The sequence below is a fragment of the Variovorax palleresanus genome (genome assembly GCF_051144945.1).
Taxonomy (GTDB): domain Bacteria; phylum Pseudomonadota; class Gammaproteobacteria; order Burkholderiales; family Burkholderiaceae_C; genus Variovorax; species Variovorax paradoxus_S.
The window spans coordinates 3,464,848-3,490,174 of record NZ_JBJNVP010000002.1 but is presented as its reverse complement, the minus strand read 5'-3'; the positions used below and the strand labels follow the sequence as shown (position 1 = coordinate 3,490,174).

25 protein-coding genes are annotated in these 25,327 nt (G+C 66.2%); 8 read left to right on the top strand and 17 right to left on the bottom strand.

Annotation, left to right across the window (positions count from 1 at the left end; genetic code table 11):
- Positions 1 to 8 precede the first annotated feature (8 nt).
- The 5 genes from ACJ7Z0_RS20195 to ACJ7Z0_RS20175 all read right to left on the bottom strand — a co-directional run bounded on the left by ACJ7Z0_RS20195 (position 9) and on the right by ACJ7Z0_RS20175 (position 5,519).
- Positions 9 to 857 carry a glycosyltransferase gene (locus ACJ7Z0_RS20195; protein WP_434791267.1) on the bottom strand — a complete coding sequence of 283 codons (849 nt, stop codon included), beginning with the start codon at positions 855 to 857 and terminating at the stop codon, positions 9 to 11.
- A gap of 131 nt (positions 858 to 988) precedes the next feature.
- Positions 989 to 2,587 carry a glycosyltransferase family protein gene (locus ACJ7Z0_RS20190; RefSeq protein ID WP_434791266.1) on the bottom strand — a complete coding sequence of 533 codons (1,599 nt, stop codon included), beginning with the start codon at positions 2,585 to 2,587 and terminating at the stop codon, positions 989 to 991.
- Positions 2,584 to 4,038, bottom strand: a complete 1,455-nt coding sequence (locus ACJ7Z0_RS20185; RefSeq protein ID WP_434791265.1) for an FkbM family methyltransferase — start codon at positions 4,036 to 4,038, stop codon at positions 2,584 to 2,586. The genes ACJ7Z0_RS20190 and ACJ7Z0_RS20185 overlap by 4 nt, the downstream gene beginning before the upstream one ends.
- A 427-nt stretch (positions 4,039 to 4,465) precedes the next feature.
- Positions 4,466 to 5,119, bottom strand: a complete 654-nt coding sequence (locus tag ACJ7Z0_RS20180) for a 2-hydroxychromene-2-carboxylate isomerase (protein WP_434791264.1) — start codon at positions 5,117 to 5,119, stop codon at positions 4,466 to 4,468.
- A gap of 22 nt (positions 5,120 to 5,141) precedes the next feature.
- A complete protein-coding gene (locus tag ACJ7Z0_RS20175; protein ID WP_434791263.1) occupies positions 5,142 to 5,519 on the bottom strand; it encodes an I78 family peptidase inhibitor in 378 nt (125 codons plus the stop codon).
- A 233-nt stretch (positions 5,520 to 5,752) separates the two neighbouring features.
- On the opposite strand from ACJ7Z0_RS20175, the gene ACJ7Z0_RS20170 reads away from it, so the two are divergent.
- Positions 5,753 to 6,319, top strand: coding sequence for a hypothetical protein (locus ACJ7Z0_RS20170; protein ID WP_434791262.1), 567 nt, complete (start codon positions 5,753 to 5,755; stop codon positions 6,317 to 6,319).
- Positions 6,320 to 6,335: 16 nt separating this feature from the next.
- Here ACJ7Z0_RS20170 and ACJ7Z0_RS20165 read toward each other — a convergent pair whose 3' ends face one another.
- Both ACJ7Z0_RS20165 and ACJ7Z0_RS20160 read right to left on the bottom strand, forming a co-directional pair.
- Positions 6,336 to 6,626 carry a putative quinol monooxygenase gene (locus ACJ7Z0_RS20165; protein ID WP_434791261.1) on the bottom strand — a complete coding sequence of 97 codons (291 nt, stop codon included), beginning with the start codon at positions 6,624 to 6,626 and terminating at the stop codon, positions 6,336 to 6,338.
- Positions 6,627 to 6,758: 132 nt separating this feature from the next.
- Positions 6,759 to 7,700, bottom strand: coding sequence for an AraC family transcriptional regulator (locus tag ACJ7Z0_RS20160; protein ID WP_434791260.1), 942 nt, complete (start codon positions 7,698 to 7,700; stop codon positions 6,759 to 6,761).
- 369 nt (positions 7,701 to 8,069) lie between these two features.
- Here ACJ7Z0_RS20160 and ACJ7Z0_RS20155 point away from each other — a divergent pair, with 369 nt between their 5' ends.
- The gene (locus ACJ7Z0_RS20155; protein WP_434791259.1) at positions 8,070 to 8,906 is read left to right on the top strand and encodes an alpha/beta hydrolase; all 837 of its coding nucleotides are present in this window, start codon (positions 8,070 to 8,072) and stop codon (positions 8,904 to 8,906) included.
- A 42-nt stretch (positions 8,907 to 8,948) separates the two neighbouring features.
- Here the strand turns inward: ACJ7Z0_RS20155 and ACJ7Z0_RS20150 are convergent, their stop codons facing one another.
- The 8 genes from ACJ7Z0_RS20150 to ACJ7Z0_RS20115 form a co-directional block, all read right to left on the bottom strand.
- Positions 8,949 to 9,986, bottom strand: coding sequence for a diguanylate cyclase (locus tag ACJ7Z0_RS20150; RefSeq protein WP_434791258.1), 1,038 nt, complete (start codon positions 9,984 to 9,986; stop codon positions 8,949 to 8,951).
- Entirely contained in the window at positions 9,983 to 11,023 is a 1,041-nt protein-coding gene (locus ACJ7Z0_RS20145) for a chemotaxis response regulator protein-glutamate methylesterase (RefSeq protein ID WP_434791257.1), read from the bottom strand. The genes ACJ7Z0_RS20150 and ACJ7Z0_RS20145 overlap by 4 nt, the downstream gene beginning before the upstream one ends.
- Entirely contained in the window at positions 11,020 to 13,263 is a 2,244-nt protein-coding gene (locus ACJ7Z0_RS20140) for a hybrid sensor histidine kinase/response regulator (RefSeq protein ID WP_434791256.1), read from the bottom strand. The genes ACJ7Z0_RS20145 and ACJ7Z0_RS20140 overlap by 4 nt, the downstream gene beginning before the upstream one ends.
- Positions 13,260 to 13,958, bottom strand: a complete 699-nt coding sequence (locus tag ACJ7Z0_RS20135) for a chemotaxis protein CheW (protein ID WP_434791255.1) — start codon at positions 13,956 to 13,958, stop codon at positions 13,260 to 13,262. Before ACJ7Z0_RS20135 ends, ACJ7Z0_RS20140 begins: the two co-directional genes overlap by 4 nt.
- Before the next feature lie 3 nt (positions 13,959 to 13,961).
- A complete protein-coding gene (locus ACJ7Z0_RS20130) occupies positions 13,962 to 15,227 on the bottom strand; it encodes a CheR family methyltransferase (protein WP_434791254.1) in 1,266 nt (421 codons plus the stop codon).
- On the bottom strand, positions 15,224 to 15,688 hold the full coding sequence (locus ACJ7Z0_RS20125; protein WP_434791253.1) for a chemotaxis protein CheW: 465 nt from the start codon (positions 15,686 to 15,688) through the stop codon (positions 15,224 to 15,226). The genes ACJ7Z0_RS20130 and ACJ7Z0_RS20125 overlap by 4 nt, the downstream gene beginning before the upstream one ends.
- 20 nt (positions 15,689 to 15,708) lie before the next feature.
- Positions 15,709 to 17,337, bottom strand: a complete 1,629-nt coding sequence (locus ACJ7Z0_RS20120) for a methyl-accepting chemotaxis protein (RefSeq protein ID WP_434791252.1) — start codon at positions 17,335 to 17,337, stop codon at positions 15,709 to 15,711.
- Between the two features lie 137 nt (positions 17,338 to 17,474).
- Positions 17,475 to 18,218 (bottom strand): hypothetical protein, encoded by a 744-nt coding sequence (locus tag ACJ7Z0_RS20115; protein ID WP_434791251.1) that lies wholly within the window; start codon positions 18,216 to 18,218, stop codon positions 17,475 to 17,477.
- Between the two features lie 172 nt (positions 18,219 to 18,390).
- Between ACJ7Z0_RS20115 and ACJ7Z0_RS20110 the strand changes: the two genes are divergently transcribed.
- Entirely contained in the window at positions 18,391 to 18,915 is a 525-nt protein-coding gene (locus tag ACJ7Z0_RS20110; protein ID WP_434791250.1) for a glycine zipper domain-containing protein, read from the top strand.
- A 69-nt stretch (positions 18,916 to 18,984) separates the two neighbouring features.
- Here ACJ7Z0_RS20110 and ACJ7Z0_RS20105 read toward each other — a convergent pair whose 3' ends face one another.
- Both ACJ7Z0_RS20105 and ACJ7Z0_RS20100 read right to left on the bottom strand, forming a co-directional pair.
- Positions 18,985 to 19,218 carry a hypothetical protein gene (locus ACJ7Z0_RS20105; protein ID WP_431124866.1) on the bottom strand — a complete coding sequence of 78 codons (234 nt, stop codon included), beginning with the start codon at positions 19,216 to 19,218 and terminating at the stop codon, positions 18,985 to 18,987.
- Between the two features lie 158 nt (positions 19,219 to 19,376).
- A complete protein-coding gene (locus ACJ7Z0_RS20100; protein WP_434791249.1) occupies positions 19,377 to 20,387 on the bottom strand; it encodes a Bug family tripartite tricarboxylate transporter substrate binding protein in 1,011 nt (336 codons plus the stop codon).
- A 119-nt stretch (positions 20,388 to 20,506) separates the two neighbouring features.
- Between ACJ7Z0_RS20100 and ACJ7Z0_RS20095 the strand changes: the two genes are divergently transcribed.
- From ACJ7Z0_RS20095 to ACJ7Z0_RS20075, 5 genes are all read left to right on the top strand, one after another.
- Positions 20,507 to 22,183: an MBL fold metallo-hydrolase gene (locus tag ACJ7Z0_RS20095; RefSeq protein WP_434791248.1), complete on the top strand. Its 1,677-nt coding sequence runs from the start codon at positions 20,507 to 20,509 to the stop codon at positions 22,181 to 22,183.
- The gene (locus ACJ7Z0_RS20090) at positions 22,180 to 22,890 is read left to right on the top strand and encodes an RNA pseudouridine synthase (RefSeq protein ID WP_434791247.1); all 711 of its coding nucleotides are present in this window, start codon (positions 22,180 to 22,182) and stop codon (positions 22,888 to 22,890) included. The genes ACJ7Z0_RS20095 and ACJ7Z0_RS20090 overlap by 4 nt, the downstream gene beginning before the upstream one ends.
- 45 nt (positions 22,891 to 22,935) lie before the next feature.
- Positions 22,936 to 23,499: a hypothetical protein gene (locus tag ACJ7Z0_RS20085; RefSeq protein WP_434791246.1), complete on the top strand. Its 564-nt coding sequence runs from the start codon at positions 22,936 to 22,938 to the stop codon at positions 23,497 to 23,499.
- Positions 23,500 to 23,654: 155 nt separating this feature from the next.
- On the top strand, positions 23,655 to 24,749 hold the full coding sequence (locus tag ACJ7Z0_RS20080) for a hypothetical protein (protein ID WP_434791245.1): 1,095 nt from the start codon (positions 23,655 to 23,657) through the stop codon (positions 24,747 to 24,749).
- A 38-nt stretch (positions 24,750 to 24,787) separates the two neighbouring features.
- Positions 24,788 to 25,309, top strand: coding sequence for a hypothetical protein (locus tag ACJ7Z0_RS20075; RefSeq protein WP_434791244.1), 522 nt, complete (start codon positions 24,788 to 24,790; stop codon positions 25,307 to 25,309).
- The last annotated feature ends 18 nt before the right edge of the window (positions 25,310 to 25,327 follow it).

The window sequence follows — 25,327 nt, the reverse complement described above, 5'->3', positions numbered from 1 at the left end:
CAGCAGGTTCAGGCCGCGAACGGATTGGCCAGATGCTTCTGCCGCAGCCGCAGTCGCCGGTGAGCGGCACGGTCCTCTTTCGAGATCGGCCGGCCGTCCGAGTAGGTTCCGTAGTGCCACCATCCCGGCGGAACGTCCTTGACGAAGTGGGCCTTCAGGCGGCTTTTGTACCAGTGCATCAGTTCGAACACTTCCGGACGCCCCCCCGCATACCGGGCCAACATGGTTTCACCGACATGCGTCACCTTTGTGAAGTGAAAAAACTTCAACGGATCGCCGCCAGCGGTGATCCTGCCGTCCGGTGAAATTTGGATGCGGCGCTGACTGAGATTCCAGCTCGCAACGTTGTAGCCGCGGTGCCGCAATATGGCGATCTCGGGAAAGAAAACGGGCGCGTGGTTGCACCACTTCTGGTCGGTGAACAAGCCGTTTTCAATGTCGTCGAAACAGAACTCCAGCAACCGATCGCGCCACCAACGCGCGAAGGCCCTGCCCGGCGCGCTATTGCGCACCGCAACAAAGCCCAGATTGAAGATGCCGTACTTCAGCGAGCCGATCTCGTTGTCTACGATAGCTGAGCGCTCCGTGTCGGGATCGATCTGGTGCGGCGTGAGCGCCGCGCTGTGCTCGTCGAGCAGCTTGAGCACTTCGTCGAGCGATCCGAACAAGGCAATGTCGGGATCGAGGTAGATGACCTTGTCGATGCCCTGCTCGAGCATGTGGCACAGCATTGCGCCCTTTACGGCCGTGCACAGCTCGACCACATCGTGCTCGAAAGCCCATGCGAGCGGCTCTTTGACACCCAATTCATCCAACTTCACCACTCGATCGATGTCTTCGGCGTCGATGTCGAACACGAAATTCGCCGGCTCTTCATCGACCAAGCAAAACCAGTTCTCCCATTCGGGATGAAATCTCCGAACAGTCTCGAAGAGCACCCTCGCCCGGTCGAGATAGCTGAAGGAAGCACTCGTGAAACAGGCGACTCTCATGCACGTACCTCTGCTTCAAAGACGGGATGCAGCAACTCCGCGCTTCCCAGGGACGGCACCAGGCAGCCATGCCGGCGCGACGACCGTGCGACATCGATCAAGACATCTCCGCCGCGGAAATAGCGGTGCAGCGCTTCTTCGTCGTCGACATTGCGCGAGGCCTCCGGTGCATGCCTATGGATGGCCGCATTCACATGGCCCTGCTCGCGTCTGGCCACTACAAACGCGCCGCCAGCCATCGCCTCGTGCGCGGTGAAGCAGAAAGTTTCGGGCCAGATGCTCCAGGAGATCACCACATCGATATCTTGTCTGGCTATTGCGTGCACCATGGCATCACGTGCCGATGCTTCGACCTTGACCGGTATGTGATGGATGAACGACGGAGTGGCACCGGGTGTTCCGAGTTGGAAGAATTCATACCGGTCATCAGTTTGGAAAGCACCCGCCAGGCGCTGGTAGGTGTCCCAGCCCTTGTGAAAAACCTGTGAGCCCAGGTAAGCAATGCGCAAACGCGGTCTGGAACCTTTGGCCCGTATTCGATTCGACTGCGTTAGCCTGGCAGGTTGCAGCACATGCGTATCAGGCGCCTCGACCCCGCTCGCACGGCGCCATAGTTCCAAGGCGGACTGCGATGGCGCGACCAGCGAAGGCCGGACCGCGCGCAGGAACGCCTGGATGCGCTCTTGGTGAACCGGCCGCTCCTTTCCGTAGGCGCAGATCTCGCATGCCGTCGAGTTCACCAGCGGTGCGCCGCAGTAGGCGGTGTCGTTTCGCAGCAGCGTGTAGCTCGGACACAGGGCGAAGTAGTCATGCGCCCAGAAAAGCGGCGGCCGCGCGCTGTTGGTTGCGATCAACTTCTCGAGCAATTCGGGCGAATGGCTCATGAGGTGGTGGATCACCCACATGGCCCGCGAACCGGTTGTTGCGAGGCGCTTAAACGCCTGCTGCAGCGTCACGCCATTGGCGCGGCCCAGCGCTTCGCCATCCAGGCGCAGCGCAAAGACGAAGTCGTCGCTCGACGCATCGGCAAGCCATCGAATCGGGCGGGCCGAACACAGGTGCAGGTAGCCGATGCCCCTATCGCGGAATTCCGCGAGTTCATCGCCGATGATGTTCTGGATGCCGCCAACGCTGAGTGCATAGTCGTCGTGACTGACGGAGATGACGAATTCTCCATTTCTCGCGCTCGATGTGAGCGCCGCGACGAGGGTGTGGACATCGAGGTCACGCGGCGCACCCAGCACAGGTTCACCGTCTTCGGCGCCAAAGCGATCAGCAGCAGCGCTCCAGGCATTCAGCAGTTGCCTGCGCATGCCGGCCATCTCTGGTACGGGCTTGCGATCTTCGTGTCGCCCGCTTCCGATGAAGTGGGCGAATGGGTTGATGCCAGCTGCCGCGACATCCCGGTTCTCGCGCAGGTAGTAGCTCGTGTCGAATGCCGCGGACGGATCCCGGCCCTCCTTCCAACCGAACACGCAGTAGTGCCAGACCGGATCGACATTCGCCGACGCAACGTCAGGATATCGAGACAGGTAGTAGCCGCGATCGAAAAACGGCGCAATGGTGCCGAACTCTTGTTCGTTGGGCTCGGTCATGACTGCGCCCCAGCCACCTTGCGACGCAGCAGCCCCTTGGCGACCCGCTTGAGGAGAGGGATATGGTCAGCCAGGCGGGAAGACCGGGAAGCGATTCGCCACGTCAGGCTGCTCCGGATGCCATGCAAGGCATTCGAAAGGGTATTGTTCTGCTCGAGCAGCACGGCAACCTGCCTTGCAAGCACGGAGCCATGCCGTTCGTGCAATACCTGGGATTCTTCGAGTTGCGCCGTCAGAGCGGCGAGCTGCTCCTGATGCAATGCATGCAACTTGCTGGTCAGTTCGCGGGCGAGCAGTTCGTTGGCGTTGGCGGCAGCAACCGCCAAACTTTCCGCCCGCTCCATTTCGAGGCTCTGGCTGACGAGTTCGGCCAACCTGCTTTCAAGCTTGGCGACCCTGGCATCTCTGAACGCGATGAGTCGAGCGTTCGTGTCCGGATTCGCGCTCGCCTGCCTGGCCGTGGCCTCTTCCGCGCAGCCCCCGGTCATCGGTCCGGCCTCGGCCAAGAAGCGCTCCCGCTTTTTTCCCAGCCAGAGATGCGTCGCAATTGCGGCGATCTCATTGCGGTCGAGCACATCCCACTCCCTTGGAGCCCACCGCGGCGTGAGCCACAGCGCCTCTCTCAGGTCCTCGACTGTATGAATGCTCCTGATCAGGCACCCGGCGCGCTGCTGCTGCGGCGTCAGGGGCGTGGCTTGCGCGCCGAGCAGAAGACCCGCTTCGTAGGCAAACGGAAACATCTTTCGCTGGACGCCCCGATAGTTGTCCGGGTTGTGCGACGGCCATGCAAAGTAAGTGACCGGCCGTCCCGCATCGATCAGCGTCTGCGCGAGGGCGAGAGAGCCACGGGTCTCGTTGCATTCGAGCCAAAGCAAGACGGACTTGTCATGCAGCAACAATGGATGATCGGCGAGCAGTTGCGCCTCCATTCCTTCGACATCGAGCTTGATGAGGTCAAGCGGACCGAAGCGCTCCACGAGTGCCCGGAAGTTGATCGTCGTATCGGGCAGCGGAACGGGGACCGCGCCGCTCGCTTTTTCTCCGAACGATGCGGATCCTGCATTGTCCGCGTCGGCCCACCCTGTCTCGACCGGAGGCGCATCCGAATTGACGACAAGCGCGTTCAGGACTTCGTGTGTGCAACGCAGATTCCGGGACGCATTCGCCGCCAGGTGTGGCGCGATGGCCGGATTGCCCTCGACCATTGCGATGAATGCGGCATTTGCTGTTTGCGCAATACCCAACCCGAACGTGCCCACATAGGCGCCGACGTCCAGCACCCGTGCCTTCAATGGCAGCAACGACGCAAGGTACTCCACTTCAAGCGACGCCCACTCTCCATAGTGCTCGAGAAAATCGGTGATCAGATCACTCTTCCCGGCCGGGACGCTGACGTTTCCGTAACGGGTGTCGAGCAAACGCGCTGAAGGCGATTCTGGTAATTCGGTCATAAGTGATTTCACAATCTGCGCGAACTGCCAGTCCTTGTGGACAGGCTGGATCGAAAGAGATCAAGAGCCAGGAGATGCATGAACACACGCCATTCTTCGTTGGGCGTCATCAACCGCTCGCCACGAGGCATGACGCTGTTGAAGATCTGACTTCAAGTATCAGTTGGCAAATCGTCAATGCACCGGTGGACCGAACGCGAGCACTGATGCGAAGGAGGCCGCACCGTGAAATTCTTGGCGATGCAATGCGATCAATTGCAAACTTCCCGTTTGCAATTAAATGAAACCGATGAGAAAGGCCAGGGCTGCGTAGAACCGTGCGTATTTCTGAGGTGTTCGATAGGTCCGCGGCAGAACATGCGCGCGGCGGCTACCGCAACGATCGAGGCAGTGCGGTCGATCCTCGCGGCCGCACTACAAGACCGCTTCAGCGTGCCGCGCGCAGTTTGTCCAGGGCCCTGTCCAGAAAAACCAGCCGGTCCTGACCCCAGAAACGCTCGCCGTTCAGGATGAACGTGGGTGCGCCGAACACCCCCGCCTCGATGGCCTCCGCGCTGTTGGCGCGATACGTCGCCAGCGTCTCGGCCGCCTGCTCCAGCGCCTGCAGCGACGCGCCGTCGTAGCCGTTTTCTTCGGCCACCGCGATGCGGACCTCGGCCTCGGAGGTGTCGCGCTCCTCGGCCCACAGGGCACGCAGCAGCGCGTGCGAGAGCGGCTGCGCATCGAGCCCCTGCAGCTGGGCGGCAATCACCATCCAGCCCGGGTACTTGTTCCAGTGCGGATCGACCGGCGCGCCCTTGGGGTAGTAGGCCGGCTCCAGGTTCAGCGGCATGCCCAGGTAATCGCGCCAGCGCGCCAGTTCGAGCGCGTGGTACGTGCGGCGCGGCTCGGGCCGCGTCTTCAGTGGAATGCCGCCGGTTTGGGGCACCACCGCCTGAAAGTCGTAAGGCTTGAGCGTGAGCCGCACATGGTGGCGCCGCACGATGTCTTGCAGCTGCGGGCCGCCCAGGTAGGCCCAGGGCGAGGAAAGACTGTAGTAGCAGTCAAGCGCGATGGGGGTGGAGATGGTCGTCTTCGTCATCGCGGAATTATTGTTAATTCCGTCAGCCGCAGCGAGCCCCGATTATTCGGCCCTGGGGATCGACGTCGACATTGAGCCGCCCCGGATCGGCCGGCGCCGGCAATGGCGTGCCGGCTGGCGCGGTGCGCGCCGACCTGGAACCGGTGCGGGCGCGCATTTCCTCCAGCAGCGGCGCGTCGATGGCCCTGCCGAGCGCATAGCGCGCCTGGGCCACCTGGCAATCGGCATCGCCGGTCACGGTCACGAAGACCGGCGGGGGTGGGGCGTCGGAGGTGAGCGGGCGGAATCGCGGTTTGGTCTCGCAGCCGGCCATGAAGAGCGAAGCGGCGCAAAGGGCCGCCGCCATGACGCCACGCGCATGCGTGAAGATGAAACCGGGGTGCTGCGGGTGGATGCGCATGGTGTCTTCCCTTCCTGTTGGCGTGAATGCAGTGAATCGTAGCGCTGCAATCGGAGTGCCCGCTGCGCGCAAACGCGGCTTTCGTGCATCGTTGGCAGGTCGCGAGGGTTTCTCGTCCGCCTGCCTGTGCCGCCTGGCGGCCTATGCCTCGGCACCCCCCAACGACATATAGCCGCAGCGGACTGGACTCGCCAGACTTCCGGCCTGTCTTCAATTCACTGGGGGGCTCTTGCATGACACTCAAATCGGACATCGTCAACTTCCTGAAGCGCGACACCACCATTCCCCGGCTGAACTTCGCCTTCAAGTCTTTCAAGGTGTACCCGAGCGCCTACCAGAACGACGTGGCCGATGCGATCGACAGCGAGGCCATCAAGCTTGCCGGTGCCGTGAAATCGGGCGCTGGCGCCAGCTACTACATGGGCTTCGACACGCTCGATCTCAAGCCCGGCTTCTCGATTTCGAATTCCAGCGACCAGGCCTACCTGGTGCACGAATGCACGCATGCCCACCTGGACATGCAGAACACCGGCGTCCATTCGAGCCATGAGGACGAAGCTGCGGCCTACATTGCCGAGGCCATGTACCTCGAAGCATTGGGAAAGCCGCCCCTCGGGCCGCAACCCATTCGAACCATTGCGCAAGGCATCGCCAAGGGCCTGCTTGCGGGCGGCTACGCCGTGGGAGGAGCCGATGTCGTTATCTTGACTGCGGTCATAGCAGCCCACCCGATCTACAAGGAACCCACCTACGACAGCAATGGGTTTCGCCGCAACTTCCTAAAAAACTGGATCCGGTGACGCGCCTGCCACAGGCTCAAAGCTCCTTGCAATAGCAGCTGACAGGCGCACAAGCCAGCTGCGCCGCCAGCGCATCCCAAGCCCCCGACGCCACCGCCCCCGCGATATGGGCCTGATGATGGCTCTGCGATTCCCACGACTCGACCAGCGTGAACACGCAGGCGTTGTCGCTGCGCCCGAACAGCTGCACGCCCCGGCAGCCATCCGCCGACGGCAGCGACTGCTTGACCTGGTGCATGAGCTCGGCGAAGGCGGAGGCGCCCTCGGGCTTGGCTTCGAAAGTGATGATGACGTTGATGGGGTCCATGGAAATTTCGCGTTGGCTTGAAAAGAAAAAGGGAAGCCGGCAGGTTAGCCAGCCCCCTTTCCCGCGCCAAGGCGCGAAGCTGCGAAGAAATTGACCATGGCTGCGAAAGAAGAAAGCAGCCGCGCGTCGGCATCAGCCCGACTGCACGCGCCGCACGTACTCCGCGGGCGTTGCCTCGAACCGCCTGCGGAACGCGCGGTTGAAGTGCGCCGCGCTCTCGAACCCCACCTTCGCCGCCGCATCGCCCGGCCGCAGCCCGGTGCCCAGCATCAGCATGCGCGCCTCTTCCAGGCGCAAGTCTCGAATGCAGCGCATCGGCGTGACCCCGGCCACCTCGCGAAAACTGTGCGCGAAGTGCGATGGGCTCATGTGGACATGGCCGGCGATCTCGGCCACCGACAGCGGCCGACCCAGATGGCGGCGCATGAAGGCGATGGCCGCCTGTATGCGTGCGCCCGCCTTGGTGACGGCGCCCGCGCTGCGGATGGCGGCTGCGGCCTCGGAGCGCAGCAGCCGCAGCACGATCTCTTCGACCGCCAGCGGCGCGAGCGTGCGGCGGTCCACCGGGTCGTCGGCCGCCAGCAGCAGGCGGGCGAAGGCCTCGACCACCTCCGGCCCCACCGGGGCCGTGAAGCTCTCGGTCACGCGGTCGGGCTCAGCTATCAGCGTGCCGCTTTCCGCCAAGGCGACGAAGGATTTGACCAGCACGTCGGGCGGCAGGTCGAGATGGATGGCGAGGTACGGCTCCTGGGCGCTCGCCCCAACAACCGTGCCGAGGCACGCGACCTCGGCCCCGAGCACCAGGCACTGCGTGGCGCCGTAGTCGAGTGAGCGACGGTCGCCGCCGAGGTGCGCCGTCTTGCGGCCCTGCAAAACCACCACCACGCCCGGCGCGAGGCGCTGGGTTTTCTCGTAGCGGATTGGACGCGAGAAGCGATAGCAGCGCAGGCCCGGATACAGCGCATCGGTGCGGCCGTCCGCAGGGGTTCGCGCCGCGACCATATCGCGCAGGCGAGCCCAGGCGGCGGGAACGGCTTCGTCGGGCTTGTTGTCGGCAACGGGCGGGGCTGGCATCGGCTTTGTAGTGGGGAAAGGAAAACGAGACGCGCAGGGTAGCCGGTCGACGCGCGCCCGCCGGCGGGGCGAGCCGCTGACCGATCCGGCCGGCCTCTCGCCCGCTTGGGCCTGATACGACTTTTGCGCTTTTCATCTACCTCGATCAGCGCCGGAATTTCGGTGTGCCATGGCATCCTGAATGAAGGGAGGCCGCACCCGGCCGGCGCAGCTTTTTTGGCATGGCGTCGATGAGCCTCTTCTTCACACCGCAAGGTTCGAGGAACTCCGATGCAGCTTGGGCGTGCGTTTGTCGTATTTGCTGGAAGCTGGGCACTTGTGCTGGTCATGTCGAGTTGCGGGGGTGGTGGAGGTGGTGGCGGCGGCGCCATGCTGCCTGTTGCAGCAGTGCCGCCCACCGCGCCGCCGGCCGATACGCCGGCCGCTCCTCCTCCGGCCGCACCGCCCGCACCCGCTGAGCCGGCGCCTCCGGCTGAACAGCCGCCTCCCGCAACCAGCCGCGTCGTGACCGACACCATCACCTCGGCCAAGACGGGCGCCACCTATCCGCTCGACATCTACCTGCCCGCCTCCTACGACGGCGGTTCGGCGAGCTATCCGGTCATCTATGCCATGGACGGCGACGCGATCTTCAATCCGCCCGGCTCGCGCTTTGCCAACTTCAAGGACATCCTCGACAAGCGCGGCACGCAAGCGATTCTGGTCGGCATTGGCGGCTCGGCGCGGCGCGAGCAGGACTACACCCTGCCCGGCGCTCGGCCGTACCACGACTTTCTGACGCTCGAACTGGTGCCGTTCATCGAAACAAAGTACCGCGCCGATGTAAAAAAGCGTCTGCTGACCGGGCTCTCGCTGAGCGGAAGCATGGCGGGCATTGCGCTCTTTCTCGAAGGAGCGGCGGGCAACCTGACGTTCTCGCACTTCCTCTCGTTCGAAAGCGCCTTCGCCTTCCAGCAGGCCGAGTACGAAGGCCTCGAGCAGCAAATGCACGACGGGCTCGGCGGCAGGCCTTTGCCCGCACCGCTCGTTCTCACGCATTGCGGCAACCCGAGCGAGTGCAACTTCGCGCCTGTCGATGCGATGTACAGGCGGCTGCTGGCGCGCGGGTATGAGGGCTTGTCGGTCACGGAGATGACGTATCCGGCGACCCACACCCAAACCGACATTCCGTCGTTCACCGACGCCGTCGCCAAGCTGTTGCCGTAGCTCCGCGAAGCGCCGGCAGATAGACGCTCCAGGGCGCAGCCGTCACCCTGCGGCCTCGCCCTCGTACATCGCCTCCTGGTTCTTGCCCGCTCGCTTGGCCTCGTAGAGCGCCTTGTCGGCGGCTTCGATGAGATCGAGAAAGGAGCCGCCGCGCGAAGGAACCATCGATGCGCCGCCGATGCTCACGGTCAGGTACCCGGCCACCGAGGAACGCCCGTGCACCAGCCCCATGCCCTCCACCGACATGCGAAGCCTCCTGGCCACGGCGAGAGCGCCCTCGTGGGGCGTGGTCCTCATGATGAGCGCGAACTCCTCGCCGCCGAAGCGGGCGACGAGATCGGTCGATCGGCTGACATTCAGCTGCAAGGTGTTTGCCACCTTCTTCAAGACCTCGTCGCCGGCCAGGTGGCCGTAGGTGTCGTTGTATTGCTTGAAGTCGTCGATGTCGATCATGAGCACGGAGAGCGCGCTCTGGTCGCGCATCGCCCGGCTCCATTCCTCCTGGATGTATTCATCGAAACGGCGCCGGTTGCAGACCCCGGTGAGCCCGTCCGAATGGGTCATGCGCTGCAGCTCGATGTTCTTTTCCATCAGCTGCCGCTGGCTCTCGCGCAGTGCGCGATAGGCTTCGTCGCGCTCCAGCTGATTCAGGTACGCCCTCGAGTGGTAGCGGATGCGCGCGATCAGTTCGACCTGGCTCGGCAGCTTGACGAGATAGTCGTTGGCGCCGGCCGCAAAGGCGTCGCCCTTGGCCGCCGGGTCTTCCTTGGTCGACAGCACCACAATGGGTATCTCCGCGGTGGCCGGATTGGCGCGGTACCTGCGAACCAGCGTCAACCCGTCGATGGTGGGCATGACCAGGTCTTGCAAAATCACCGTCGCCCGGACCTGCTCGGCCACCGCGAGCGCTTCGGCCGGATCGGAGCAGTAGTGGAAATCCATGTTCGGCTGATTCAGCAGCGCGCGCCGCACCGCCTCGCCCACCATCGCCTGGTCGTCCACCAGCAGCACCATGACCCGGTAGACCTTGCCAGTAGGCGCTCTTGGCACGCCGTCGTCCTGCGATTCGGTTTCGATCATGGTGACCCCCCGGGTTCAATCTGGGTGGAAAGAACATTGCACAGTTGCGCCGCAATCGCTTCGATCGGCAGCACGTCGACCGCCGCATCCATTGCGACGGCCGCCTTGGGCATGCCATAGACGGCGCTGCTGGCCTGGTCCTGCGCGATGGTGTAGTGGCCCTTGTCGCGCAAGGCTTTCAGGCCGTGCGCACCGTCGCGCCCCATGCCGGTCAGCAGCACCCCGACGATCTCGCCGCGCCACAGCGTGCAGGCACTGTGAAAGAACACGTCGACCGACGGGCGGTACACATAGCTCTGCGGGGCGCGCGTGTAAGCGAGCCGCTCGCGCGCGACCAGCCGCAGATGGTCGTTGGTCGCCGCCAGCAGCACCCTGCCGGGCGATGGCCGATCGCCCTCCCGGGCCAGCTCGACCGGCAGCGCCGAATGCTGCGCCAGCCAGTGCGCCATGCCGGCGGCAAACTGCTCGTCGACATGCTGGACGATGACGATGGCCACCGGAAAGTCGGCCGGCAGCCCGCGCAGCAGCGTGGCCAGCGCCGCCGGCCCACCCGCCGACGCGCCGATGGCGACCAGGCGTTCCGGCCGGTGCGCTCCAGGTTCTGCTGCCACCCTCGCGCCGCCGACAGCGGACGGGCTGCGGTCGCCGATCAGCCGGGCGATGATCTCGATCTTTGCCAGCACGGCCGCAGCGCCGGCCCGCGGATCGCCGTTGCCGATGGCCGGCGCATCGACCACATCGAGCGCCCCGTGGCCCATCGCCTCAAAGATGCGGGCGGTGTTGGCGCCCATGTCGGCGGTCACGAGCAGGATGGCGCACGGCGTCGCGGCCATGATGCGGCGCGTGGCCTCGACGCCGTCCATTTCGGGCATCAGCAGGTCCATGAGGATGAGGTCCGGCTTCAGCTCGGCGCAGCGCTGCACGGCCTCTGCGCCGTTCCCGGCCACCCAGACCACGTGGTGCTCGGGCCGCAGCGCCAGCACGCGCCGCAGGGCCTCCACCGCCATCGGCAGGTCGTTGACGATGGCGATCTTCATGCGACGGCCTCGCCGATCAGGTCGACCACCGCCTGGAGCAGCGTCTCGTCGTGAAAGCTGCCCTTGGTCAGGTAGTGGTCGGCGCCGGCCTCCAGCCCGCGGCGGTGATCCTCGGCGCGATCCTTGTACGACATGATCATGACCGGCAGGGACTTCAGGTTGGGGTTCTTCTTGACCAGGGCCACCAGTTCGATGCCGTCCATGCGCGGCATGTCGACGTCGGTCACCAGCAGGTCGAAGTGGCCGGTGCGCACGGCGTTCCAGCCGTCCATGCCGTCGACGGCAACCTCGACCTCGTAGCCATGCTGCGCAAGCAGCTTGCGTTCGAGTTCGCGCACCGTCAGCGAGTCGTCGACCACCAGCACGCGCTTGCGCCTTCTTCCATCGACGGCGGCATGGCCGCCAGGCTGGGCCTGGCTCAGATGGCCGGATGCGATGAGCTTCTGCACGGAGCGGATCATGTCCTCGACGTCGATGATGAGCACCGGCGAGCCGTCTTCCATCAACGCGCCGGCGCTGATGTCCTTGATCTTGCCCAGGCGCGGATCGAGCGCGTGCACCACGAGTTCGCGCTCGCCGAGGAAGCGGTCCACCACCACGCCATAGGTCTCGCCGTGGTCGCCGATGACGACCACCGACAGGTCGCCGCCGGCGGCCTGGGACTCCTCCGCCTGCAGGATCTGGTGCGCGGTCACGAGCCCGATGCGCCGCCCGTCGACCTCGATGTGCTGCCGGCCTTCGAGCAGTTCGACCTGCCCGGGCGCGACCTTCGAGGCGCGGACGATGCGGGCCAGCGGAAAGGCATAGGGCTCGCCGCCGACGTCTGCGAGCAAGGTGCGCATGACCGAAAGCGTGAGCGGCAATTGCAGCTGGAAACGCGTGCCCTGCCCGGCCTCTGTCGACACGCGCACGCTGCCGCGCACCTGCTTCACCATGTCCTGCACGGCGTCCAGCCCGACGCCGCGGCCCGACATGTCGGTGACGCGGTCGCTGAGCGTGAAGCCGGGCAGGAACAGGAACTCCAGCAGCTCGGCCTCCGACAGCTCGGCCGCAAGCTCGGCCTTGGTGTGATTGCGCTCGACCACGGCGCGGCGCATGGCATCGAGGGAAATGCCCCGTCCATCGTCGGAGACGGAAATCTCGAGCGCACCGGCGCTGTGGCGCGCTTCGAGCCGGACGACGCCTTCCGCGGGCTTGCCCGCGGCACGGCGCTGCTCGGGCGACTCGATGCCGTGGTCGATCGCATTGCGCAACAGGTGGCCCAGCGGGGCGTCCAGCCTCTCGAGCACGTCGCGGTCCACCGGCGTCGCGGCACCGACGATCTCGAGCCGGACCTGCTTGCCGAGCGAGCGGCCGAGGTCGCGCAGCATGCGCGGCGTGGCATGGACGCCGTCGGCAAAGGGCCGCATGCGGCAGGCCACCGCCTCGTCGTACAGCCGGCGCGACAGGTCGGCCGAGCGCCGCTCGAATGTCTCCACGTCGGCGAGCCCCTCCGCCAGCAACTGCTCGCACTCGACGACGCGCCGCTTGATCTCGTCCAGTGCAATCCGGGCGCGCTCGTCCGGAGATGCCATCGGCACGGCGGCGTGATCGTGGAGCGCCTCCAGCCTTTGAACGGCCTCGTGCTGCAGCCGCTTGAGCCGCAGCAGCGAGTCGGCGAAAGGCCGAAGCCAGCGCGCGGCCACCAGCGATTCGCCGGCCAGGCCGAGCAGCCGGTTCAGGTTGTCGGCGCTGACGCGTACCACGCGGTCCGAGCCGATGCTTTCGGCCATGGCGGCAGGCGCCCTCGGGAGAGCCTCCTCGGATGCCGGCACCGCCGCGTCCGGCGCCGGATCGCTCTTGCCATCGTCCTGCATCGCACTTTCCAGCGCCAGGACGAAGGCCTTCACCTGGGGCGAGTCGAGGGGCTCCATCTCCGGGGAATGGGCAAAGCGCGCGAGCAGGTCCACGCCGCCGAGCAGCAGGTCGATGTGGCCCTGGCGCAATCGCAGCCTGCCCTCTTGCGCGGCGACGAAGCAGTCTTCCATGGCGTGGGCCACGCCGACTGCGGCGGCGATGTCGACGATGCGTGCGGCGCCCTTGAGCGAATGGGCGGCGCGCATGCAGGCCTCGAGCTGATCGGCGGCCTCCGGGTCCCGCTCCAGGGCGAGCAGCCCCTCCGTCAGCATGGGCGCCTGGTTCTCCACCTCGACGCGGAACAACTCCAGCATCGACAGTTCGCTGAGATCCTTGGCGGTCACGCCAGGCTCCGGTGAAGTGTGTAGAACAGCAATTGCTCGTCGAGCAGGCCGACCGAATGCCCGTGCCACGCGAGGATCGCCTTCGAGTAAGGGGCGGTGGCGCGGGCGACGGTGGCCGGCACCTCCTTCAAGGTGCCGGGATCGAAGCGCGCGATACCGTGCATCTCGTCGACCGCGAAGCCGAGCCGCTGGCCGTCAAGACCAATCACCACCAGGCGCCGCAATACCTCGCGCTGCCGTCCGTGCCCGGCCTCGGCGACGCGCGCCAGGCCCAGCATGCTGCCGAGCAGCACGCAGACCAGCAGTTCGCCGCGAACGTTGGCCACGCCTTGCACGATGCCTCCGCGCCGCCCGGGCAGCGAATGGATCGGAGGCAGGGCCGCAACTTCCAGCAAGACCTGCGTCGGCAGGGCCAACCATTCGGTCCCGATGCGAAAGACGATCGCCGAGCCCACATCGGCCTGGCCGGCCTTGGGCGCCTGTGCCATGTGGCGCGTGCACTCGGCGAGGTAGTCGGGCGGCGCCTCCCGGTCCAGCAGGGCCAGCGCGGCGGCGCCATGGACGGGACACCGGTTGCAGTGCACGTGCTGCCTGAGTTGCGGGCAGGTGCCGTCGCCCTGCACGCCGATGCGATTCCAGCAATCGTCGATGGCGGCCTGCGCGGAGCCTTCGGCAAGCATCGGTGCGGCATTCATCGATCAGGCCCCGCCGCCCTGGTGCAGCCGGCTCGCACGCCGCTGCAGGCGCTGCGCACCGGCTTCGTCGCCGCGCTTGCGCAGCAGCAGCGCGAGGTGGATCAGCGCTTCATGATGGTCGGGCTCCAGGTAGAGCGCCTTGCGGTACTGCTCGGCGGCATCTTCCGCGTTGCCGCTTGCGTCGCGCACCAGGCCGAGCAGGTGGAACGCCTCGGCCGAAGGACCGTGCTGGCGCAGGTGCGCCTCGCAATGTGCCGCGGCATCGGCCAGGTGTCCCTGGTCGGCCAGACGACGCGCGCGGTCGATGCCGGTCGGCGCTTCGGCCGGCGCCGCAGGCCGCGGCGTCGCGGCAGGCGCGGGGACGAGTCGAGGCCGGGCGGCGGGTGGAAATGGGGCCGCGACCACCGGCGTCGGCCTGCGCGCGGGCGTGTTTGGCGCATGCACCGCGCGCAGCAGCTTCGCGTCACCGACGGCCGGCGGCCCCTTGTGGAAGGCGAACGCGAGCGGAAGCTTCGCGGAGATGAAGCCATGGTCCGACAGCAAGGCCGTTTCCGACGGACCGACGAACAGCCAGCCGCGCGGCTTGAGCAGCCGCTTCAACACCGCGATGGCGCGATCCTGCGTGGCGCGATCGAAGTAGATCAGCACGTTGCGGCAAAAGATGACGTCGTAGAGCTCCGCCTCGGCCATGAGGCCCTCCAGCAGGTTGCCGTGCCGGAATCGCACCGGCCGGCGCACCGCGTCCACAGGGCTGTGGCCGCCCGCGGTTTCGGCGAAGTAGCGATCGCGGAACGCCAGGTCGCTGCCGCGAAACGAGTTGCGGCCGTACACCGCACGCTGCGCCCGCTCCAGCGCGCGGGTGCTGATGTCGACGGCGTCGATGCGCAGCGCGCTTTCCGGAAAACCGGCATCCAGCAGCGCCATGGCCATCGAGTAAGGCTCTTCTCCCGTCGCGCACGGCACGCTCAGCAGGCGCAGATCCATCGGCCCCTGCGTGGCACGCGCGTCTTCGCCAACCAGGCGCGCCAGCGCCGCGAAGGACGCCGGATCGCGGAAGAACCAGGTTTCCGGAACGACCACGGCCTCGATGAGTTCCTGCAGCTCGGGCGCGGAACTGCCGAGCCGTTCCCAGTAGGCCTGTGCGTCCGGCAGCTGGCAGGCGGCCAGCCGCTCCTGCACCGCGCGCCGGACGACCGCCGAGCCGATCGAGGCGGCGTCCAGGCCCATCGCCTGCTTCAGCAGCTGCTCGAACGGAGCGACGTCGATCACGCTGGCATCGCCTCGTTCTTGAACAGCAGCGCCTGCAGCGTCGGCGGCAGCAGGTGCTGCACCTCGATGCGCTGGATCAACCCGCGCGCGTCGGCCGTGACCGGGCCCAGGTAGGACGCCGCATCGATGCTGACGCCCGCCGGAACGAAGTCGCTTTCATCGCGCCGCAGCGTTTCGGTCGCTCGTTCGGCCAGGAGGCCCAGCAGGTGGGGGCCGTGGCTCGGGTCCGGAAAATGGACGAGCACGATGCGCGTGCTCAGGCGGTTCGCACAAGGGCGGCCGAGCGCCAGTTGGCCGAGGTCGATCACCGGCGCCGGGCTCCCGCGGTAGTGGCACAGGCCCGCCACCGCCGGGGGCGCGTGGGGGATCTCTTTCAGGCCGAGCCGCGGCAGCACGGCGACGACCTGGCCCGCGTCGAGCGCGTAGCGTTCAGTGCCGAGTTGAAAGAGGAGGAACAGCATCTGGCCGGCCCTCGCTTGCCTCACGCCTCCGCCAGTTTGAAGCGCGAGACTCCGTTGCGCAGGCCGCCGGCGGCCAGGTGCAGGCCGTCGATCGCCTGGCCGGACTGGCGCAGCGAATCGACGGTCTGCTGGGCGGCTTCGCTCAACTGCGTGAGCGCCTGGCTGATCTGCTCGGCGCCGGTGGCCTGCGCCTGCACGCCCTCGCTGACCGCCACGAAACGCGGCGCCAGCGCCTGCACCTGCGCGATGATCTGCGACAGCTGCGTGCCGACCTGCTGCACCTCCTGCATGCCGCGGCGCACCTCCTCCGAAAACTTGTCCATGCCCATGACGCCGGCCGACACGGCCGACTGGATCTCCTTGACCATCTGCTCGATGTCGTAGGTGGCCACGGCCGTCTGGTCGGCGAGCCGGCGGATCTCGGTTGCGACCACGCCAAAGCCGCGCCCGAACTCGCCGGCCTTCTCGGCCTCGATGGCCGCATTGAGCGACAGCAGGTTGGTCTGGTCCGCCACCTTGGTGATGGTGGTGACGACCTGGTTGATGTTGCCGGCCTTTTCGCTCAGCACCGCGAGCTTGGCATTGATCGACCCGACGGCTTCCATCACCTTGTGCATGGTCTCGCCCATGCGCAGCAGGCCTTCCTGCCCACCGCCCGCCAGCGTGGCGGTTTCCTCGGCCACCTCCGACACCTCGCTCATGGTCCGCACCAGCTCGCGCGAGGTGGCGGAAATCTCCCGCGACGTGGCGCCTATCTCGGTGGTGGTGGCGGCGATCTCGCTGGCGGTGGCTTGCTGCTCCTTGGACGTGGCGGCAATCTCGGTGGCGGAGGTGTTGACCTGGATGCCGGACTTCTGCACCTGGCCGAACAGCACCGTCAGTTGCTCCGTCATGCGATTGAACCCCTGCGCCAGCGAGCCGAACTCGTCGCGCCGCTCCAGGTCCAGCCGCTGGGTAAAGTCGCCGGTGCTGATCGCATCGGCGGCCGTGAGCAAGCGGCCCAGCGGCCGGGTGATCGACTGCAGCAGCGCGTAGCCGAGCACCAGCGCGAGCAGAAGGCCAGCGGCAAGACTGATCACGATGGCTACGATGGCAGTCGTCACATCCCCCATGATCTGCCGGGCGGCCTCCTCGCCATTCGAGGTGTTGAAATCGGCAACGGCCTGGAGGGCGGTACGGATTTTTGCGAACTGCGGATCGAGCTGGTCGTGCAGCAGCGTGCGAGCCTCGGAGTTCTTGTTTTCCGTGCTCAACCTCAGAACGTCGTCCTGCACGCGCAGATAGGGCGCGCGAAGGTTCAGGAATGCGTCGAAGTTCTCCCGGTCCTTGGCGGTATGGATGGTGGTTTCATAGTTGCGGGACAGCTTCTCGAGACTGGCCCGGTTGACCTGCAACTGCGCAACGATACGGCGCATGTCGGCATCCTCGGTTTCGAGAACGTGCTTCTGCGTGAGCGCGAAATTGTCGAGCCAGGCGGCCGTCAACTGACCGCTGACCGCCATCCCCGGCACGGCATCCTTCTGGATGATGGTCGCGTCCTCCGCCACGCGCGCGAGGCAGGCATAGGCGACAGCGCCCATGACGATCATCAGTGCCAGCACGGCGGCGAAGCTGGCAAGAATGCGCTGTCGTATGGTCCAGGTGTTCATCAGGTTCGTGGCGTGGCGACTCGTCGCGTTCGGCAACTTCGGAAGATGGCAACTGGGCGCGACAGTGGGCGCAGGCCAAGCCGTTGTCAAGCTGGGGTTTTAGGCAGCAGTCTTTATGCTTCGTGTTCCAGCCAGGCTCAGCCGGCCCGGCGCCACCGGCCGGACGCCGGGCACACGCTGGCCCGTTCGCCGTTCACCCACACCTGCTCTTCATTCGGCGGCACCGACGTTGGCGCGCCGACATCGAAGGCGACCTGAAGCGCGCGCGCCACGTGGGCGTCTTCGATGGGAAACTCCCAGGTCAGGAACAGCTGGCTGCAGTCCTGCTCGGGCCCGAAGTCGTCCGCACGAAACTCGCTACTGCCGCGCCGAACCACGGCATGAGGCTGGCCCGTGTCGAAGACGAGCACCGTGCCCCGCGCAAGAGCAATCCGATGGCCGGTGTGGGGAAAGTGCACGTCCAGCCCCTTGTCCTCGCTCACGAAGAGATTGCAGAAGGCCGCAGCGCCATATTGCGCGCCGTCGTGGTGGTACCGCGCGCCGCGGCAGGCCATGAGGGCGACGTCGCTGGAGGCAAGCACCTCGCCGAGACCGAGCGTGCGCGTCCAATCGGCCACCGCCTGTACGCAGCGCTTGTAGTCCGGCCAGCGCGCACGCGCACGCGCCAAGGGCAATGCCTCGACGTCTCCGGGCTCCAGGCGCAGGTGCGACGAGATCTCGCGTTCCCAGTCGGCCGCCAGCCTCGCGGGCGGCACGGGCACGTCCACCACTCCCGACAGCACCACGTCGCTCACGCTCCGGCTGCGCATGGCATCGCCGCTCCGGAAACAGGAGACGAGGCAATCCCGCACGGCTTGCTGCGGTGGCGTGGAAGGGCTCATTGCGGCGAGTGTAGTAAGCCACGCCGACGCGGCATCGGCGGTCGCAACTGTAGGTGCGCACTGTCACGCCGTGCCGCCCGCCCCCTTCATGCCGACAAGCGCATTGGCGCTGTCGGCCACGGGGTAGTGAGTACAACTTTGGTTTCCCTTCAACGTGATAAGGAGACATTCAATGGTTGATCTCAAAGACACCCGCAAGCCCGGCGTCAAGGAAGATTCGCATCCCGCTGCGACCGGCGCCGGGGCCGTGATCGGCGGCACTATCGGTGGTGTGGCGGGCGGCGCGGCCGCAGGCGCGGCGGTGGGCGGCGTGACCGGCCCCGTGGGCGCTGCCATAGGCGCGGCAGTTGGCGCAGCAGCCGGGGCCCTGGCCGGCCGGCGCATGGCAAAGATCGATCCCGACGTCGAGGATGCGTACTGGCGCGACAACTACGCCGGACGTTCCTACGTGACGGGCGGATCGAGCTACGACGACTATGCACCCGCGTACCGCTACGGTGTCGATGCCTATTCGCGCTACCCGAATCGCAGGTTCGAAGACGTCGAGCCCGAATTGAGCCGCGATTGGGGCACGGCCCGTGGGCGCTCTTCGCTGGAGTGGGAGCGCGCCAAGCACGCAACGCGCGACGCATGGCAGCGCGTGAGCGACAAAGTGGAACGCGCCGTACCTGGCGACTCGGACCGCGACGGGCTCTGAGCCGCGAGGGTGCAGGAGGAGAAGAAAAAAACGGCCCGAAAGGGCCGTTTCTTCAGTGCTTGCGCCGGCTTACCGGGAATGCCATTCGGCCAGCCACGCTTCGACGCGGCTCTTGATGCGCCGCAGGGCCTCGGCGCGATCGCTGTCGAGGCTGGCCAGCGTGAGGTAGCACATGTCCACGCCACGCAACCGGAGCAGCCCGGTGCCGATCAAGTCGCCCGCCACGTCGCGGTGCAGACGAAGCTCGAACGCCCAGCCCGCCGGTAGCCTCGGGTTGCATTCCAGACCCAGGTCTGTGTCCAATTCAAGCCCTTTCGCCGCCCAGCGGGACGGCGACGCCAGCATACGGCCTCGCGGCCGGAATCCGCCCCAAGACCTTTCTGTCAACGGCTTTGTTGTTTGTAAGCAGCTCTCCCGTGCATGCGATGCGGCAGAGGCGGCGGGGATGGGACTTCCCGCCCTCAGTCGATGCTGATGTTCGCGGTCTTCGCCACTTCGGCCCACTTCACGCGGTTGTCGTGCACGGTCTTCTTGAACTGCGCGGGCGACTCGATGCGCACGGTGTTGCCCTGGCTTTCGAAGCGCTCGCGGATCTCGGGCTGCTCGAGCACCGTCTTCACGGCGGCGTTGAGCTTGTCGACGATGTGCGCATCGGTGCCCTTGGGGGCGAAGATGCCGAACCAGATCGAGCTGTCGAAACCCTTGGTGCCTGCGAGGCCGCTCGAGGCAATGGTGGGCACCTCTTTCACGGCGGCCACCGGGTTGGCGGTGGTCACGCCCAGGAGGCGCACCTTGCCGGCCTTGTAGTGCGGCAGCACCGTCTGCACCTGGTTCATGATGCAGCAGGTCTCGCCGCGCACCACCGACGTGATGGCCTCGGGGCCGCCCTTGTAGGGCACGTGCACCATGCTCAGGCCGAGGCGCGAATTGAATTCGGCAAAGGCCATGTGCGTACCCGCGCCGTTGCCTGTAGACGCATAGTTGTACTTGCCGGGGTTGGCCTTGACGAGATCGACGAACTCCTTCAATGTCCGCGCGTTGATCACGTCCGGGTTGATGGTGAGCACGTTCGAAACGTCGAGCACCGGCGCCACCGGCACGAAGTCGGCCTCCACGTCGAACGGCAGCTTCTTGTAGAGCGCGGCGTTGCTGCCGTGCGTGGCGGCGGTACCAAACGAGAGCGTGTAGCCGTCGGGCTTGGCATGCGCCACGTACTCGCTGGCAATGTTGCCGGCCGCGCCCGACTTGTAGTCGATGATGACCGGCTTTCCGAGCTGCCTGGACAAGGGCTCCTGGATGGCGCGGGCCACCACGTCGACGCCCGAGCCGGCCGGAAAACCCATGATCAGCGTGACCGGCTGCTGCGGCCAGTCGGCCTGCGCAAAGGCGCTGGACGACAAGGCTGCGCACAGGGCGGCGCCGGCCGCGAGCAGGTTGTGCTTGAAGGAATGCGAAAAGGGAGAATGGGTCATGACTGTCTTTCCTCGATGCGGGCGTTGCAGCCCGGGATTGTGGCGCGCGGCTCATGCCCGATCGGGAATGAGCTTATGCGCAGCGCAGACGCGCCGCATGACCTCTCCATAATCGCCGCATGGTCCGCCCCACCCAACAACTACACCCCGCACGCGAGCCCGCGCCCGTGCGCGCGGCAGCCACCGTGCTGCTGCTGCGCGATTCCGAGGCCGGCATCGAAGTGCTGATGACGCGCCGTTCCGACACTGCAAGCTTCGCGCCAGGCGCCTATGTATTTCCCGGCGGCCACATCGATGAAGCCGACGAGGCCGCCAAGCGCATCGCCGCCCACCGCCCCACCCAAAGCGGCATCCAGCTGACGCAGGCCATCACGGCCATTCGCGAAGGCTTCGAGGAGCTTGGCGTGCTGCTCGCGCGCCATGCCGATGGCAGGCCCGTGCGGATGGAAGACATCGCATCGATGGACCGCAGCACCACGTCGCCCATCTCGTTCGCCCTGCAATGCGAAGAGCGCCAGTTGGTGCTCGCGGCCGACCAGGTGTTCAGCCTCGCGCACTGGATCACCGACCGCGATCTGCCCAGGCGATTCGACGTGCCTTTTCTGGTGGCGCGCATGCCCGAGGGCCAGGCGCCCACGGCCGACGAGAGCGAGCAGTTCGAGCCCTGCTGGGTGCGGCCGGCCGATGCGCTGGCGCGCCACGACGCCGGCAGTTTCTTCATGATCTTTCCGACCGTTCGCACGCTGCAGCGGCTGGCGGCCTATGCCAGTGTCGATGCGGTGCTGCAGGCCTGCGCGCCCAAGGATGGCGCCGAGAACCCGCTGTGGACCAGCTGCCCGCGCGCCGGGCTGCTGCGCGGGCAGGAAGCGCGCTACATGGAAACCGAGTCGCCTTATGGCGAGCTCGCGCTGGTCTGCCCCGACGGCCAGATGCTGCACGCGCTCGACTGGCAAAGCGAGCGCCCGGTGCCGCTGCTCGGCAACGTGCAGCGCCTCACGGCGCCCAACCCCGGTGCCATGACCGGTCCGGGCACCAACAGCTACATCGTGGGCGACGCGGCCACGGGCTACCTCGTGATCGACCCGGGACCGAACGACGCCGAGCATATCGGCCGGCTCTGGCGCGCTACGCAAGGCGACATCCGCATGATCGCGTGCACCCACTCGCATGCCGATCATTCGCCCGGCGCGGCGCCGCTGCAGGCGCTGTGCAAGGAGACGAAGCCGCCGATCCTCGGACTGTCCTCGGCGCCCACGGCGCGCTCGTCGGCACGCTTTGCCGCCGAACGCGAACTGCAGGGCGGCGAGCGCCTGGTGCTCTCGGGCACCACGGCCGAAGGCAGGGGCATCACCCATACGCTGCGCGCCATCCATACGCCGGGCCACGCGGCCAACCACCTGTGCCTGGTGCTGGAGGAAGATGGGCTGCTGTTCTCCGGCGACCACATCCTGAACGGCAGCACCACGGTGATCGATCCGCCCGACGGCGACATGAACGCGTATCTCGATTCGCTCGACAAGCTCGACGCGGCCTGCGAAGCGGGCGGCATCGATTTCATCCTTCCCGCGCACGGCTACGTGATCGGCAGCGCGCGCGCCGCCATCGCCCAGCTGAAAGCGCATCGCCTGAAGCGCGAAGCCAAGATTGCATCCGCCATGAAGAAACTCCCCCAAGGCACGCCGGAAGACTGGCTGCCCCTTGCCTACGACGACGTGCCCCAGCGCATGTGGCCGGTGGCTGCCCGCTCGCTGGCAGCGCACGTGGCGCGCATCCGGCAACTGGCATCCGCCCCATGACCGGCCCCGGCGAAGAAGGCATTCGCCTTGCCAAACGCGTGGCCGCGCTCGCAGGCTGCTCGCGCCGCGAGGCCGAACTGCTCATCGAGAACGGCGCGGTGCGCGTCGATGGCGTGCCGGCACTGCTGCCGCAATCGCGCGTGCAAGACCATCAGAAGGTCGAAATCGAACCCGGCGCCAAGCCCGAGCCCGTGGTGCCCGTCACGCTGCTGCTGCACAAGCCGGCCGGCATGGCGACCGACACCGCGCACCGGCTGCTGGTGGCCGCCAACCACCACGAGCCCGAACGCGCGGGCATGCGCTTTCTGCCGGCGCACGCCAAGGGACAGAACTGCATGACGCCGCTCGAAACAGGCGCCAGCGGGCTCGTCGTCTACACGCAGGATTGGCGCATCGAGCGCAAGCTGCATGAGGACGCGGGCGTTATCGAACACGAGGTCATGGTCGACGTGGCGGGAACGGTCAGCCCCGAGCAGCTGGTGCGCTTCGAGCGCTCGCCCGCGCGCGTGAGCATCGGCCGCCAGACCGACGACCAGACCGGCCTGCGATTTGCGCTCAAGGGCGCGCGGCCCGGGCAGATCGCGCACCTGTGCGACGAAGCGGGCCTGCGCATCCTTGCGATGCGGCGCATCCGCATCGGCCGCGTGCCGCTGGCCGGGCTGGAGCCCGGGCAGTGGCGATATCTTTCGCCGCACGAACGCTTCTGACGAGAGAACAACAAAGAGGCTATTGACGAAAAGGAGGCAAGAGCCATGAAGTTCCGAGGACCCAGGACCGCAGCCGCACTCGCGTGCACCGCTACCCTGGCGCTGGCGCTGGCGGGTTGCAGTTACCTGGCACCGCTGCTGCCTGCATCCATGCAGCCACCGCCCGCGGCGCCGCCGCCGCCCGTGGTGTCGCCCAGCGGGCTCGCGCCCATCACCGAGGGGCAGGTGGAACGCATTCGCGAGGAGATCGCCACCAACCCGCCCACGCCGGCCGTGGCCAGGATCGTGCGCAGCGCGGCGCCCACCATCGAGTCGTTCGTGCGGACCGAAGGCTGCATCACCGCGCGCAACGGCGCCGTGCTCAACCCCTTCGCGGCGCCGGGCCGGCTGTTCGACAGCGGCAGCTTCCAGGGCGGCCCCATGGCCGAAATGCAGTACCACGACAAGACGGCCTGCGTGACCGTCAAGCGCATCCAGAACTGGAAGATGGTGTCGCCGAAGCTGCTGCGCTTCGACGTGGTGTACGTGGGCGACGACGGTGAAGAGCGCTCCGTCAGGCGCCATGAACTGACGCGCCAGCCCAAGGGCGGCTGGCTGTTCACGCGTTGACTCGGAAAAATCGAAGAAAAGTGCCTTTCCGCACAGTTTGGACGATCGGACCAGCGCACACAAAGTAACGACACGTACGATTCCCACCGGCCACAGGACGAGAGCCCTGGCCGAGGTTCATCGCCGCCAATATCCGCAAAAAAAGGTGCGCGGCGATGCATTCGATTCAATCGTTTGGGGAGGAATCCATGTTTGCTATTCGCTGCGCCGCGATCCCGGTATTGGTGTCGCTCGTATTCACCGGCTGTACGCATTTGCCGGCAACACAGCCAGTCCAGCCCGAGGTATTGGCCGCCATGCAACCCGTCGAGGTGAAGGTCGGCATTTCGCAGTCCGAGCTGTACGCCGCTTTCGTTCGATCGAACGCAGCGGCATCGGGCGCCGCCGCCTGCGCGGCCGTTCCGGGTCTGGGCATTCTTCTGGCCGCGGCATGCGGTGGTGCAATGGGTGCCGTAGATGCGAGCGTCAACGCAACGCGAGCAAAGGCGGCGGAAGAAAGTGTTCGTCCACTGAAGGACGAAATGGTCGACATGAAATTCGACCAGCTCATGAACGAGTCGCTGGCACAAGCACTGCAGTCGGTGTCAGGCATGCAGGTCGCGAACGTGGCGGTGACGAAGGTGGTCAACACCCAAGCGTACGAAAAGACGTTCACGGCAGCGACATCGAATGCCGTCATGTTCGTCAATGTCGACTATCACATGTCCGTCGATTTCTCGACACTCGAAGTGTCCGCCCGCAGCCTGCTCTATCCGCGTGGAACCAGCGCGCGCACGGCGGCCAAACAGCCGGCGACGCTGTCAACGACACCCTCGGAGCCGGTGCTTGCGCCGAAAAATGCGGTGTATCGCAGCAGCATCGTGTACCGGGCCAAGCACCCGGCGGCCAGCGCGGACGCAACGAAGAATATCGAAGCCTGGAAAGCCGACAACGCGCGCATGCTGAAAACGGCCCTGCAGGATGGCATCACACAGGCGGGCGCACTGCTGGCCGCCGACCTCCAGCGCAAGTACCCCGCTTATGAAGCCACGACGGCCAAGGCTGATGCCGGCAACGGCCTGAAGGCCAACTTGGTATCACAAAGCAACGGCGGCAGACTGCTTCGCTATCCCGACGGTTCGCTCAATCTCGATGCCGTGCCGATCATGGCCGCTGCGACGCCTGTGCTGCCGACAACGCCCGCTTCCAACACCGCGGCGCCTGCGGCGGTTTCTGCTGCACAGCCCGCCATGGAAACGGTTGCCAAGTGAGATGCGCGCCCTGGGGCAAGGCCGCTGGCTGCGCCCTGTTGGCGCTGCTGTTTCTGGTGGGCTGTGCGTCGGACAAGGTCGCAGGCGTACAACGCCGTGCAGGCACTGCGCAGCCGGGCGACGCAGCTTCGGCTTGCCCGTTCACCTTTAGCGCAATCGACGATCAGCGCGATGTTCGTAGCCTGGGCCAGTTGGGCCGCACGCACATCGACGGTGAAGATTTCAACGAATGGTTCATCGGCGGCATCACGTCGATTCCCGGCTACACGCGCGATCCGACCGCACCTGCGATCCGGGTTTCAGTGCTGAAGGCCTATCTTCAAGGTCTGGCCACGTTGAAGTCGGCCAATCTCGTCGTGCGCGTGCAGTTCGCGATGGATGACGCAGCCGCAGCAACCCGGACCTACCGTGGCTTCGACGACTCGATGAATTGGTCCAACTCCGAGGGAGAAATCCAGACTGCATTCGATCGGGCATTGACCGATCTGACAAGGCAGATTGGCACGGATCTGAAGAAGCGCTGCGGGGCTGAGACTGTGCTGCAGGTCGAGGCGCGCTGAGTCAAGCACCCTTCGAAT

Bases quoted from the DNA above. Each gene is read 5' to 3' on its own strand.
- ACJ7Z0_RS20190 (WP_434791266.1), bottom strand. From the start codon at position 2,587: ATGACCGAGCCCAACGAACAAGAGTTCGGCACCATTGCGCCGTTTTTC.
- ACJ7Z0_RS20185 (WP_434791265.1), bottom strand. From the start codon at position 4,038: ATGACCGAATTACCAGAATCGCCTTCAGCGCGTTTGCTCGACACCCGT.
- ACJ7Z0_RS20180 (WP_434791264.1), bottom strand. From the start codon at position 5,119: ATGACGAAGACGACCATCTCCACCCCCATCGCGCTTGACTGCTACTAC.
- ACJ7Z0_RS20175 (WP_434791263.1), bottom strand. From the start codon at position 5,519: ATGCGCATCCACCCGCAGCACCCCGGTTTCATCTTCACGCATGCGCGT.
- ACJ7Z0_RS20170 (WP_434791262.1), top strand. From the start codon at position 5,753: ATGACACTCAAATCGGACATCGTCAACTTCCTGAAGCGCGACACCACC.
- ACJ7Z0_RS20165 (WP_434791261.1), bottom strand. From the start codon at position 6,626: ATGGACCCCATCAACGTCATCATCACTTTCGAAGCCAAGCCCGAGGGC.
- ACJ7Z0_RS20160 (WP_434791260.1), bottom strand. From the start codon at position 7,700: ATGCCAGCCCCGCCCGTTGCCGACAACAAGCCCGACGAAGCCGTTCCC.
- ACJ7Z0_RS20155 (WP_434791259.1), top strand. From the start codon at position 8,070: ATGCTGCCTGTTGCAGCAGTGCCGCCCACCGCGCCGCCGGCCGATACG.
- ACJ7Z0_RS20150 (WP_434791258.1), bottom strand. From the start codon at position 9,986: ATGATCGAAACCGAATCGCAGGACGACGGCGTGCCAAGAGCGCCTACT.
- ACJ7Z0_RS20145 (WP_434791257.1), bottom strand. From the start codon at position 11,023: ATGAAGATCGCCATCGTCAACGACCTGCCGATGGCGGTGGAGGCCCTG.
- ACJ7Z0_RS20135 (WP_434791255.1), bottom strand. From the start codon at position 13,958: ATGAATGCCGCACCGATGCTTGCCGAAGGCTCCGCGCAGGCCGCCATC.
- ACJ7Z0_RS20125 (WP_434791253.1), bottom strand. From the start codon at position 15,688: ATGCTGTTCCTCCTCTTTCAACTCGGCACTGAACGCTACGCGCTCGAC.
- ACJ7Z0_RS20120 (WP_434791252.1), bottom strand. From the start codon at position 17,337: ATGAACACCTGGACCATACGACAGCGCATTCTTGCCAGCTTCGCCGCC.
- ACJ7Z0_RS20115 (WP_434791251.1), bottom strand. From the start codon at position 18,218: ATGAGCCCTTCCACGCCACCGCAGCAAGCCGTGCGGGATTGCCTCGTC.
- ACJ7Z0_RS20110 (WP_434791250.1), top strand. From the start codon at position 18,391: ATGGTTGATCTCAAAGACACCCGCAAGCCCGGCGTCAAGGAAGATTCG.
- ACJ7Z0_RS20100 (WP_434791249.1), bottom strand. From the start codon at position 20,387: ATGACCCATTCTCCCTTTTCGCATTCCTTCAAGCACAACCTGCTCGCG.
- ACJ7Z0_RS20095 (WP_434791248.1), top strand. From the start codon at position 20,507: ATGGTCCGCCCCACCCAACAACTACACCCCGCACGCGAGCCCGCGCCC.
- ACJ7Z0_RS20090 (WP_434791247.1), top strand. From the start codon at position 22,180: ATGACCGGCCCCGGCGAAGAAGGCATTCGCCTTGCCAAACGCGTGGCC.
- ACJ7Z0_RS20085 (WP_434791246.1), top strand. From the start codon at position 22,936: ATGAAGTTCCGAGGACCCAGGACCGCAGCCGCACTCGCGTGCACCGCT.
- ACJ7Z0_RS20080 (WP_434791245.1), top strand. From the start codon at position 23,655: ATGCATTCGATTCAATCGTTTGGGGAGGAATCCATGTTTGCTATTCGC.